Raw genomic sequence first — 10,989 nt, 5'->3', positions numbered from 1 at the left:
GCACCGGAAGGTGTGCCCGCCCTTTGCGTTACGCCGACCAGTCGAACAGCGTGTCGCCTGTGGTGACGTCGCTACCGACCGAAGGGGATTCGACGGTGTCCGGCTTGGAATCCATCACCACAACCGGGCAGATCGCCGAGTAGCCGGTGGTGTCGATGTGCGCTGGATCGAAGCTGACGACGGGATCACCCGCATTGACCGTGTCGCCCTCGGCGGCGATGAGAGTGAATCCGTCGCCTTCGAGTTTGACCGTGTCGATGCCGATATGGACCAGCACGCCGGTGGCCTTCTCTCCGAAGATCACAAATGCGTGGGGGTGAAGTTTGAGGATCTTCCCGCTGATCGGCGCGACAACGGTGAGCGGCCCCTGATCGCGGGCAGGTTCGATGGCGACGCCCGAGCCGACCATCTGCTGAGCGAACACCGGGTCCGGGACGTCTGCCAGTGCGACGACCCGGCCGGGCAGCGGGGCGAGGACGACCGTCACAGGATGTCCTCGATGTCCTCGGCAAGGGTGTCTGCCTCGGGTCCGACGATCACCTGGACGACCGTTCCGGCCTTGAGCACGCCGTGTGCGCCGGCAGCCTTGAGCGCGGCTTCGTTCACCTTCGCGCCGTCCTTGACCTCGGTGCGTAGGCGGGTGATGCACGCTTCGATCTCGACGATGTTCTCTGCGCCGCCGAGGCCCTTGATGATTGCTTCCGCTTTCGACATTTGCTGCTCCTGATTGTCGGGTTGGTCGTGATCGTTGAACGGTCGTACAGGTGGGCTGACTAGTTGCTGGTCAAGGCTATCCCGGTTACGTATGTCACATTTGGGTGTTGACAACTCGCCTCGACCAGGTAAAACTACAACTGGTTATGACCGGACAGTACCCGTTGGAAGTCCGGCTCCACAACAGTTTCGGCAAAACGGTTTCGGCCTCACTTCCGAGCATGAACCGTGACCAGCATTTTCACGAAACCTGCACGTGCACGACACCCGAATTTCCAGAACCACTGGCCGATCGCGACGCGGCCCGGCGAACGAAGAAGGTCCTTTGATGACTCTCGAAGACACCCCGAAGAAGGAATCGAAAGTGTTCGCCGGGGTTCAACGCCTCGGCCGAAGCTTGATGCTTCCGATCGCAGTTCTGCCGGCTGCGGGAATTTTGCTCCGCCTCGGTCAGGACGACCTGCTCGGGCGGTTCAGTTCGATGCACAGTGCCGCGGCCGTGATCTCTGCGGCGGGACAAGCCGTCTTCACGTGGCTGCCGCTGATCTTCGCCGTCGGTATCGCGATCGGCTGGGCCAAGAAGGCCGACGGCTCGACTGCCTTGGCAGCCGTCGTCGGCTACATGGTGATCGACGGAGTGTTCAAGGCGATGTCGCCGATCGTTCTCGAAGGGAAAACCGACCCGAACGGGGATCAATCCCTGATCAACTACGGTGTGCTCGCCGGCATCGTGATGGGCTTGCTGTCGGCGATCTTGTGGCAGCGGTTCTATCGAACGAAGCTTCCCGATTATCTCGGATTCTTCAACGGGCGCAGGCTCGTTCCCATTCTGACGGCAATCACCGGTCTTGTCGTCGGTGTCCTGATGGCATTCGTGTACCCGCTGTTCAACTCCGGCCTCAACTGGGTCGGTGAAGCAGTTGCTTCCAATACCGTTGTCGGCGGCGGCATTTACGGCGCAGCGAACCGCCTCCTGATCCCCACCGGCTTGCACCACATCTTGAACTCCGCCGTGTGGTTCCTGATCGGCGATTACCAGGACGCGAGCGGTCAGATCGTTCGCGGCGACCTCAACCGGTTCTTCGCCGGCGACCCCTCCGCCGGTACGTTCATGACCGGATTCTTCCCGATCATGATGTTCGCCCTCCCCGCTGCAGCCTTCGCAATCTGGCGCAACGCCAAGCCTTCTCAGAAGAAGCTCGTCGGCGGCATCATGCTCTCCACCGGCCTGACCGCCTTCCTCACCGGTATCACCGAGCCTCTCGAATTTTCCTTCATGTTCGTCGCGTGGCCGCTGTACGTCATCCACTCACTGTTGACCGGAACGTCGATGGCGCTGGTCAATGCGCTCGGTATCCACGACGGATTCACCTTCTCCGCAGGCTTCTTCGACTACGTGTTGAACTTCGGCAAGGCGACCAACGCCTGGATGTTGATCCCGATCGGGCTCGGGTACGCGCTGATCTACTACTTCCTCTTCAGTTTCGTGATCAAGAAGTGGAACCTGCGCACGCCGGGACGAGAAGAAGAGGTCGAGGTGGCCGCAGGTGAGCCCGACCCCGCGCTGCTCGAGGCCGAATTGGCACTCGCAGCCGAGGGCGATACCCGCACCGACGCCCCACTCGTCGCAGAACTTGAACACAAGCTCGACAAGGAACTGGAAGGACGCTGAACATGGCGATCGCAACCACGACAATCGGATCCCGCGTCGGACTCCACGCACGACCCGCAGCGCTCTTCGCGCGCGCCGCGGCCGACCTACCGGTCGACGTCACCATCTCGCTCGGCGACGGCGAACCCGTCGACGCCTCCAGCATGTTGTCGGTCATGACTCTCGGTGCCGCATTCGGCGATTCGGTGACCTTGCGTGCTGACGGTGACGGCGCCGATGCCGCGGTCGGTTCACTCGCAGAGCTTCTCGCTTCGGAACTGGACGAAGCCTGATGACGGCGAGTGTGGACAACCGCATTGCGGGTATCGGAGTGAGCGCGGGTTCGGTATGTGCGCCGTGGCTGCGATTCTCCACGCCCGAACCGACCTCGGCGTCGGATCGGGTCACGGGCAGTCCCGAGGCGGAGCTGAACAGAATCCGAGAGGCACTGGACGCCGTGGCGGAGGAACTGCTCACTCGTGCACAGTCCGTCGAAGGTGTACCCGCGGAAATCCTGACGACCTCTGCTGCGATGGCGCGCGACGCGGGCATCGTGAAGGCGGCCAAGGCGAACCTGGAGTCCGGGTTGCCGACAGCTCACTCGGTGGCGATCGCCTTCGACACGTTCTGTGAAAAGCTCACGGCGCTCGGCGGATACATGGCCGAACGGGCAACCGATTTGCGTGATCTCGGACAGCGAGCTGTTGCCGTGCTCCGCGGTGAGCCGATGCCCGGAATCCCCACTCCGGGTCATCCATACATCCTCGTGGCGCGCGACTTGGCGCCGGCGGACACGGCGACGCTCGGTGACAGCGACGTGGTCGGACTGTTGACCGCGGAAGGAGGCCCGACCAGCCATACGGCTATCTTGGCGAAGTCGCTCGGAATCCCGGCCGTGGTGAACTGCTCGGGAACCGACCTGCTGATGGAGGGCAAACTCCTCATCCTCGATGGCACTACCGGAACGGTCACCATTGATCCCTCTGTGGAAATGTGTGAGCGGGTAGCCCTCGAAGCATCCTGCGCGGCAGAGCAGTTGGCTTCGGCGCGTGGTCCGGGTCGCACACGTGACGGATTCGCGGTGAGATTGTCGGCCAACATCGGAACCCTCGAGGACGCCGCCCGGGCCGGGGCGGCGGATTGTGAGGGCGTCGGACTGTTCCGTACCGAATTCTCGTATCTCGGGCGTCACGACGCTCCTTCGGTGGAGGAGCAGGCCCAGACGTACACGTCGGTTCTCGAACACTTCGCCGGACAGAAGGTAGTGGTCCGCACTCTCGATTCGGGTTCGGACAAACCGTTGCCGTTTCTCGATCTCGGGATCGAAGAGAACCCGGCACTGGGCATCCGTGGGTTACGAGTAGGCACGGTCTATCCCGACACTCTGATCAGTCAGCTCGACGCTCTCGCCGCCGCGGGAAACGCGACGGGCGCCGACCTGTGGGTGATGGCGCCGATGGTGGCCACGGCCGACGAAGCGAAAGACTTTGCAGAACTCGCGCGTTCGCGGGGAATCGGCAAGGTGGGAGCGATGATCGAGATTCCAGCTGCCGCTTTGCGGGCGAGGGACCTCCTCGAGCATCTCGATTTCGTCAGTATCGGTACCAACGATCTGAGTCAGTACACCTGCGCCGTGGATCGTATGGCCGGGAGCCTGGCGCAACTGCTCGATCCGTGGCAGCCGGCGGTCCTCGATCTGATCGCGATGGTCGGTCAGGCGGGCGCCGACGCCGGGAAACCGGTTGGAGTGTGCGGTGAATCCGCGTCGGATCCGCTGTTGGCTCCGGTTCTGGTCGGTTTGGGCGTCACGAGTTTGTCGATGTCGGTCCCGGCGTTGGGCGCCGTGCGCGCTCAGTTGGCGTCACTCGATCTGGCGGTGTGCAAGGACATGGCCGCTGCGGCGCGGGGCGCGCGAAACCCGATCGAGGGTAGAGCAGCCGTGGCGCGGATTCTCGAGTCCGCATGAGCACGCCAGGCTCGGCCACGGTAATCGATCCGATTGTGCTGCGGGGAACGGTGATCGGGTCACCGATCGGCAAGATTCACGACGGCGTTGTCGTCGTAGACGGTCAGAAGATCAGCTGGGTCGGCTCGGCTGCGGACTACGTCGCGTCGGCGCCCGTCTTTGCCATTCCGGAACGTTCCGACTCGTTGATCATGCCTGGACTGATCGATGTCCACAGTCACGGCGCAGCGGGTGCTGGTTTTCCGAACACCGACGCCGATGGTGCGAGCCGCGCCGCAGCGCATCATTGTGAGCACGGCACGACCGGAATGTTGGCCAGCCTGGTCTCCGCGCCGCGCGCAGATCTGGTGCGGCAAGCAACGATGCTCGCCGACCTGGTCGAACGCGGAGAACTTCTGGGTATCCACCTCGAGGGGCCGTTCATCAACGGCGTCCGCTGCGGTGCCCAGGATCCGGCGGCGATCATTCCCGGTGATCCTGATCTACTCGAAGCCGTGTGCGACGCCGCGCGGGGGACCGTACGGTCCATGACTTTGGCGCCGGAGACCGAGAACTTCGAAGAGTTGCTCGCGATCATGCGACATCGCAACATCGTGCCGAGTTTCGGTCACACCGATGCCGACGCGGCAACGACGTCGGCGCGCATCGGTGCTGCAGTGCACGGGAATTGGGCCGGGCAGATCAGTGCGACCCACCTGTTCAACGGGATGCCGCCGCTGCACCATCGATCGCCGGGGCCCGTGGCTGCATGCCTGGCGGCGGCCGCGAGAGGCGAGATGGTGGTGGAACTGATCGCAGACGGAGTGCATCTTGCTCCCGAGACCGTGTCGATGGTCTTCGATGCTGTCGGCCCCGACCAGATCGCCTTGGTCAGTGACTCCATGGCCGCTGCCGGAATGGACGACGGCGACTACCAACTCGGCGCTCTCGACGTCACGGTGCACGAAGGCGTCGCGAGGCTCGCGACCACCGACGGCAGTTCCGGTGCCATCGCCGGAGGGACTGCAAGGTTGCTCGATGTGGTGCGTAGCACCGTATTCGACGGTGGAGTCGCTCTCGAAGACGCGGTCGCAGCAGCAACTCGGAGCCCAGCGCGCCTGCTGGGCCTGGGCGACCTACTCGGATCGTTGGCCGTCGGCGCTCGCGCCGACATCGTGGTCACAGATCGTCAATTGCGCCTGGGGCGTGTACTACTCGGCGGAAAAGCCGCCGGAAAGGAAAAATCATGGAAATCGTAATTCAGCCGACACCCGCGGAGGTCGACTCGACCGTCGCGGACATCGTCGAAGGATATGTCAGAGCCGGGGCGACGACGCTCGGGCTCGCAACGGGGTCGTCGCCGATCGGAACTTATCGTGAACTGGCAGCGCGGCATCGCGACGCCGAACTCGACTTCTCGCTGGCCCGAGCCTTTCTGCTCGACGAGTACCTCGGATTGCCGAAACGGCATCCGCAGTCGTACTACTCGGTGATTCGGTCGGAGTTCGTCGATCACGTCAACTTGGATCCGGCGATGGTGTCCAGCCCCAACGGTGAAGCGCCGTGCCCGGAGAAGGAGATCGCCCGGTACGACCACAGCATCGCGGCGGCCGGGGGAGTGGACGTGCAGTTGCTCGGCATCGGCACCGACGGCCATATCGGCTTCAACGAGCCAGGATCGTCCTTGACGTCGCGCACCCGCGTGAAGACACTGACCGAACAGACCAGGATCGACAATGCGCGGTTCTTCGACGGAGTGGACGACGTCCCGCACCACGTGCTCACCCAGGGGCTCGGAACCATCAGCGATGCACGGCATCTCGTGATGATCGCGACCGGAGAAGGTAAGGCCGATGCGATCGCTGCCGCCGTGGAAGGCCCGTTGTCCGCGTTCTGCCCGGCCTCGGTGATGCAGTTGCACCGCCATGTCACCGTCGTGATCGACGAAGCTGCGGCCAGTTCGCTCAAGCTTGCCGATTACTACCGGTACGCGCTCGAACACAAGCCGTCGTGGCAGTCCTTCTGACATGACCGTCTTGGAACTGGCTGTGCAGGACGTGCGGGGGGCGAGGATCGCGCGTTCGGTAGGAGCAACTCGAGTCGAGGTGTGTGCGGCCCTCGGCCCGACGGGGGGAGTGACGCCCAGCATCGGCGTGATCGAGGCAGCGTCGGAAGTGGGGATCGCGGTACACCCGCTGATCCGTCCGCGCGCCGGAGGCTTTGTGTTCTCACCCGACGAAGTGTGGGTGATGGAGCACGACGTCCGTGCTGCAGTGGCGGGGGGAGCTGCCGGCATCGTGATCGGCGCGCTGACAGAAGACAATTCGATCGACACCGTCGTGCTGCGCCGCATCATCGGATGCGTCGACCCGGCGAGGGTCGAGGTGACAGTACATCGTGCGATGGACGTGGTGACCGACCGTCTGACCGCGCTGGACGAACTGATCGACCTCGGCGTGACCCGCGTGCTGACGTCCGGTGGAGCGGACACTTGCAGTGAGGGACTCGACGAGATCGGTCGCATGGTCGAACATGCCGCGGGCCGGATCCAGATCATGGCGGGTGGCGGAATAACCGTCGACGACATTGCGGCAATCGCTGCCGTCGGCGTCGATGCGGTGCATCTCTCGGCACGCAAGGTTGTCGCGGTGTCCGGCGGACCTGGTGGGGGATCGGATGGATACGACGTCACCGATGCCGTAGTCGCGCAGGAAGCGGCAGTCGCGCTCCGCGCTGTGCGTGCTTAGGGAGCCCCGGGACTCCTTAACCACTCACGGCGCTTGGGCTCTAGACATACATGGACATCCAACTATAGGATGGTAGACATATTCACTGCTGCCTCCTCGGCGGTCCATACGAGCAAGGAACGGGTTAGCACAATGGTTGAAAATGCGACGGTTCACGAGTTGACGCACTTCGTCGGTGGCAAGCGTGTTCCCGGGACATCTGATCGATTTGCAGACGTGTTCGATCCCAACACCGGCAAGGTGCAGGCCCGCGTCCCCCTCGCGAGCAAGGCCGAGACCGAAGCCATCATCGCCAATGCCGAAGAGGCGCAGCTGGTGTGGGCAGCGTTCAACCCGCAGAAGCGCGCCCGCGTGCTGATGAAGTTCCTGCAGCTCGCTCAGGCCGAGATGGATTCCCTGGCCCGCCTCCTCTCGTCCGAGCACGGCAAGACCGTCGCCGACGCCAAGGGTGACATCCAGCGCGGCCTCGAGGTCATCGAGTTCGCCGTCGGCGCTCCGCACCTGCTCAAGGGTGAATTCACCGAGAGTGCCGGCACCGGCATCGACGTGTACTCCATGCGTCAGCCGCTCGGCGTCGTTGCCGGCATCACGCCCTTCAACTTCCCCGCGATGATCCCGCTGTGGAAGGCCGGCCCCGCCCTCGCCGCAGGTAACGCCTTCATCCTCAAGCCCTCCGAGCGCGACCCATCCGTGCCGCTGCGCCTGGCCGAGTTGTTCCTCGAAGCGGGACTGCCCGCCGGCGTGTTCAACGTGGTCAACGGTGACAAGGAAGTTGTCGACGTTCTGCTCACCGACGATCGCATCAAGGCCGTCGGCTTCGTCGGCTCCACGCCGATCGCTCAGTACATCTACGAGACGGCCGCAGCTCACGGCAAGCGCGCACAGTGCTTCGGTGGCGCCAAGAACCACGCGATCGTCATGCCGGACGCCGACCTCGACGAGGTTGCAGACGCCCTGATCGGCGCGGGCTACGGCAGCGCCGGCGAGCGTTGCATGGCCATCTCGGTCGCCGTTCCCGTCGGCGAGGAGACCGCGGACGCCCTCGTTGCGAAGCTGAAGGAACGCGTCGCGAAGCTCAAGATCGGTCGCAGTGACGACGAAGGCGTCGATTTCGGTCCCCTGGTCTGCCAGGATGCCCTCGATCGCGTCAACAACTACGTGCAGATCGGCATCGACGAGGGCGCAACGGCAGTCGTCGACGGCCGCGGCTTCACCCTCGAAGGCCACGAAGGCGGATTCTTTGCCGGCGCAACCCTGTTCGACAACGTCACCTCGGACATGCGCATCTACAAGGAAGAGATCTTCGGACCCGTCCTTCAGGTGGTACGTGCTGCCGATTACGAAGAGGCACTGCGTCTTCCGACCGAACACGAGTACGGCAACGGTGTCTCCATCTTCACTCGCGACGGCGACACCGCGCGTGACTTCACCGCTCGCGTCAACGTCGGCATGGTCGGCGTCAACGTGCCGATCCCGGTCCCGATCGCGTACCACACCTTCGGTGGCTGGAAGCGCTCCGGATTCGGTGACCTGAACCAGCACGGTCCCGACTCCTTCCGCTTCTACACCAAGACCAAGACCGTGACGCAGCGCTGGCCTTCCGGCAAGAAGGAAGCAGGTCAGGAGGGTCGCTCCGTAGACTCCGCTCCTGACAACCACTTCGTCATCCCCACGATGAACTGATCGGAACACTTTCCATGTTTACTCTGACCGATGACGAGCGGGCGATTCGTGACACTGCCCGCGACTTCGCGGCCGAGCATCTGGCGCCCAACGCAGTGGAGTGGGATCAGACCAAGCATTTCCCGGTGGACGTCCTCCGTAAGGCGGCGTCCCTGGGGATGGGCGGTATCTACATTCGTGAAGACGTGGGCGGCAGTGAGCTGAGCCGCGTCGACGCTGCCCGGATCTTCGAAGAGCTCGCCAAGGGTGATCCGTCGATCGCCGCGTACATCTCCATCCACAACATGGTCACGTGGATGATCGACCAGTTCGGCAATGACGAACAGCGCCACAAGTGGGTTCCCGGACTCTGCTCGATGGACCAGCTGGGCAGCTACTGCCTCACCGAACCCGGTGCGGGATCCGATGCTGCGGGCTTGAGCACCAAGGCTGTTCGCGACGGTGACGACTACATCCTCAACGGCGTCAAGCAGTTCATCTCCGGCGCAGGCACTTCCGACGTGTACGTCGTGATGGCCCGCACCGGATCTGCAGGTGCCAAGGGCATTTCGGCGTTCATCGTGCCCAAGGATTCACCCGGACTGTCCTTCGGTGCCAACGAGGTCAAGATGGGATGGAACGCGCAGCCCACTCGCCAGGTGATCTTCGAAGACGTGCGCGTTCCCGCTGCCAACATGCTCGGTGAAGAGGGCAGCGGATTCCGCATCGCCATGAAGGGTCTCAACGGCGGCCGGCTGAATATTGCCGCCTGCTCGGTCGGTGGGGCTCAGTCGGCGCTGGAGAAGGCCGTTGCATATCTGGTGGACCGTAAGGCTTTCGGTTCGGCACTGATCGAGTCGCAGGCCCTGCAGTTCCAGCTCGCCGACATGCGCACGGAACTCGAGGCTGCCAGGACACTGCTGTGGCGCGCCGCCGCAGCACTCGAAGACGGAGCGCCTGACGTCGTGGAGTTGTGTGCGATGGCCAAGCGCTTTGCCACCGACACCGGATTCGACGTTGCCAACAAGGCTCTCCAGCTTCACGGCGGGTACGGCTATCTTGCTGAGTACGGGATCGAGAAGATCGTTCGCGATCTTCGCGTTCATCAGATCCTCGAAGGCAGCAACGAGATCATGAGGGTGGTCATCGCGCGCAGCGTGGTCGCATCAGGTCAGGGAAAGCAGGGAGCAGCATGAGCGACGAGCTCGAGGTATTGATCGAAAAGCGTGATGGGCTGGGGCTCATCACCCTCAACCGGCCCAAGGCGATCAACGCCCTCAACCACTCGATGGTCAAGGCGATGGCCAAGGCACTCGAGGAATGGAAGTCCGACGACGACGTCAATGCAGTCGTACTCACGGGCGCCGGCGAACGTGGTCTGTGCGCCGGCGGCGACATCGTCTCGATCTACCACGACGCCAAGGACGGCAAGACCGGTTCGCTCGACTTCTGGCGTGAGGAGTACATCCTCAACTCCGAGATCGCGAACTACCCGAAGCCGTACGTCGCGATCATGGACGGGATCGTCATGGGCGGTGGCGTCGGAGTGTCCGCACACGGCGACATTCGCATCGTGACCGAGCGTTCGATGATCGGAATGCCCGAGACCGGAATCGGTTTCATTCCCGATGTGGGCGGAACGTACCTGCTCTCGCGTGCTCCCGGCGAACTCGGAACGCACATCGCGCTCACCACGGCGCGTCTGAGCGCTGGCGATGCCATCGCAGCAGGCTTCGCGGATCACTTCATCCCGTCGGAGAACATCGAGACGTTCATCGCTGCGCTCGCCTCTTCTTCGGTTGCCGACGCCGTGGCGCAATACGCGGAGCCGGCTCCGGTGTCGGAGCTGTTGGCCCAGCAGAGTTGGATCGACGCCGCGTACTCGGCAGACGACGTCTCCACCATCGTGGAGCGTCTTCGCGCAAGTGGAATCCCCGAGGCGGAGAAGGCCGCGGAGCAGATTCTCGGCAAGTCGCCCATCGCACTGTCGGTGACCCTGCGGTCCCTGCGCCATGCCAAGGAAGCAGCAGGCTTGGAAGAAGTCCTCAATGAGGAGTTCCGGGTCTCGACGGCTGCGCTCGCCTCACACGATCTGGTCGAGGGCATTCGCGCCCAGGTCGTGGAGAAGGACCGAAACCCGAAGTGGTTGCCGGCAACTCTCGACGATGTCACCGCAGAATCCGTCGACGCCTACTTCGCCCCGCTGGGCGACAACGAGCTCGGACTCGCCCCCCAACTGCAAGGCAACTGATCACCGCCGAAGGAGCATC

General features: G+C 63.5%; 11 protein-coding genes. 9 read left to right on the top strand and 2 right to left on the bottom strand.

The genetic code is table 11. The annotated features are described in order from the left end of the window. Positions 1–28: 28 nt before the first annotated feature. Both ACFQ6H_RS24295 and ACFQ6H_RS24290 read right to left on the bottom strand, forming a co-directional pair. Positions 29–487 (bottom strand): PTS glucose transporter subunit IIA, encoded by a 459-nt coding sequence (locus ACFQ6H_RS24295; RefSeq protein WP_378449297.1) that lies wholly within the window; start codon positions 485–487, stop codon positions 29–31. Beyond that, complete coding sequence (locus tag ACFQ6H_RS24290) at positions 484–714, bottom strand: PTS glucose/sucrose transporter subunit IIB (protein WP_283307394.1); 231 nt, start codon at positions 712–714, stop codon at positions 484–486. The genes ACFQ6H_RS24295 and ACFQ6H_RS24290 overlap by 4 nt, the downstream gene beginning before the upstream one ends. A 328-nt stretch (positions 715–1,042) precedes the next feature. On the opposite strand from ACFQ6H_RS24290, the gene ACFQ6H_RS24285 reads away from it, so the two are divergent. From ACFQ6H_RS24285 to ACFQ6H_RS24245, 9 genes are all read left to right on the top strand, one after another. Continuing rightward, positions 1,043–2,386: a PTS transporter subunit EIIC gene (locus ACFQ6H_RS24285; RefSeq protein WP_378539426.1), complete on the top strand. Its 1,344-nt coding sequence runs from the start codon at positions 1,043–1,045 to the stop codon at positions 2,384–2,386. Between the two features lie 2 nt (positions 2,387–2,388). After that, positions 2,389–2,658 (top strand): HPr family phosphocarrier protein, encoded by a 270-nt coding sequence (locus ACFQ6H_RS24280; protein WP_019749212.1) that lies wholly within the window; start codon positions 2,389–2,391, stop codon positions 2,656–2,658. Next, on the top strand, positions 2,658–4,331 hold the full coding sequence (gene ptsP, locus ACFQ6H_RS24275) for a phosphoenolpyruvate--protein phosphotransferase (RefSeq protein WP_378539427.1): 1,674 nt from the start codon (positions 2,658–2,660) through the stop codon (positions 4,329–4,331). Before ACFQ6H_RS24280 ends, ptsP begins: the two co-directional genes overlap by 1 nt. Next, positions 4,328–5,569, top strand: coding sequence for an N-acetylglucosamine-6-phosphate deacetylase (locus ACFQ6H_RS24270; RefSeq protein ID WP_378649082.1), 1,242 nt, complete (start codon positions 4,328–4,330; stop codon positions 5,567–5,569). Before ptsP ends, ACFQ6H_RS24270 begins: the two co-directional genes overlap by 4 nt. After that, positions 5,557–6,336 carry a glucosamine-6-phosphate deaminase gene (nagB, locus tag ACFQ6H_RS24265; protein WP_378449301.1) on the top strand — a complete coding sequence of 260 codons (780 nt, stop codon included), beginning with the start codon at positions 5,557–5,559 and terminating at the stop codon, positions 6,334–6,336. Before ACFQ6H_RS24270 ends, nagB begins: the two co-directional genes overlap by 13 nt. 1 nt (position 6,337) lies before the next feature. Then, the gene (locus ACFQ6H_RS24260) at positions 6,338–7,057 is read left to right on the top strand and encodes a copper homeostasis protein CutC (protein ID WP_378649080.1); all 720 of its coding nucleotides are present in this window, start codon (positions 6,338–6,340) and stop codon (positions 7,055–7,057) included. Positions 7,058–7,189: 132 nt separating this feature from the next. Continuing rightward, positions 7,190–8,740, top strand: a complete 1,551-nt coding sequence (locus ACFQ6H_RS24255; RefSeq protein WP_214888709.1) for a CoA-acylating methylmalonate-semialdehyde dehydrogenase — start codon at positions 7,190–7,192, stop codon at positions 8,738–8,740. Positions 8,741–8,754: 14 nt separating this feature from the next. Continuing rightward, positions 8,755–9,915 (top strand): isobutyryl-CoA dehydrogenase, encoded by a 1,161-nt coding sequence (locus ACFQ6H_RS24250; RefSeq protein WP_378539430.1) that lies wholly within the window; start codon positions 8,755–8,757, stop codon positions 9,913–9,915. Then, positions 9,912–10,970: an enoyl-CoA hydratase/isomerase family protein gene (locus ACFQ6H_RS24245; protein ID WP_378649078.1), complete on the top strand. Its 1,059-nt coding sequence runs from the start codon at positions 9,912–9,914 to the stop codon at positions 10,968–10,970. Before ACFQ6H_RS24250 ends, ACFQ6H_RS24245 begins: the two co-directional genes overlap by 4 nt. Positions 10,971–10,989 lie beyond the last annotated feature (19 nt).

The organism is Rhodococcus sp. NPDC056506 (assembly GCF_042794945.1).
In the GTDB taxonomy this organism is placed as follows: Bacteria; Actinomycetota; Actinomycetes; order Mycobacteriales; family Mycobacteriaceae; genus Rhodococcus_F.
The sequence above is the reverse complement of the archived record's forward strand: the minus strand, read 5'-3'. Positions and strand labels throughout refer to the sequence as shown.

What these genes read in the sequence shown, in the direction of transcription:
- ACFQ6H_RS24290 (WP_283307394.1), bottom strand. Translation starts at nt 714, where the DNA reads ATGTCGAAAGCGGAAGCAATCATCAAGGGCCTCGGCGGCGCAGAGAAC.
- ACFQ6H_RS24280 (WP_019749212.1), top strand. Translation starts at nt 2,389, where the DNA reads ATGGCGATCGCAACCACGACAATCGGATCCCGCGTCGGACTCCACGCA.
- ptsP (WP_378539427.1), top strand. Translation starts at nt 2,658, where the DNA reads ATGACGGCGAGTGTGGACAACCGCATTGCGGGTATCGGAGTGAGCGCG.
- ACFQ6H_RS24245 (WP_378649078.1), top strand. Translation starts at nt 9,912, where the DNA reads ATGAGCGACGAGCTCGAGGTATTGATCGAAAAGCGTGATGGGCTGGGG.
- ACFQ6H_RS24285 (WP_378539426.1), top strand. Translation starts at nt 1,043, where the DNA reads ATGACTCTCGAAGACACCCCGAAGAAGGAATCGAAAGTGTTCGCCGGG.
- ACFQ6H_RS24260 (WP_378649080.1), top strand. Translation starts at nt 6,338, where the DNA reads ATGACCGTCTTGGAACTGGCTGTGCAGGACGTGCGGGGGGCGAGGATC.
- ACFQ6H_RS24250 (WP_378539430.1), top strand. Translation starts at nt 8,755, where the DNA reads ATGTTTACTCTGACCGATGACGAGCGGGCGATTCGTGACACTGCCCGC.
- nagB (WP_378449301.1), top strand. Translation starts at nt 5,557, where the DNA reads ATGGAAATCGTAATTCAGCCGACACCCGCGGAGGTCGACTCGACCGTC.
- ACFQ6H_RS24270 (WP_378649082.1), top strand. Translation starts at nt 4,328, where the DNA reads ATGAGCACGCCAGGCTCGGCCACGGTAATCGATCCGATTGTGCTGCGG.
- ACFQ6H_RS24255 (WP_214888709.1), top strand. Translation starts at nt 7,190, where the DNA reads ATGGTTGAAAATGCGACGGTTCACGAGTTGACGCACTTCGTCGGTGGC.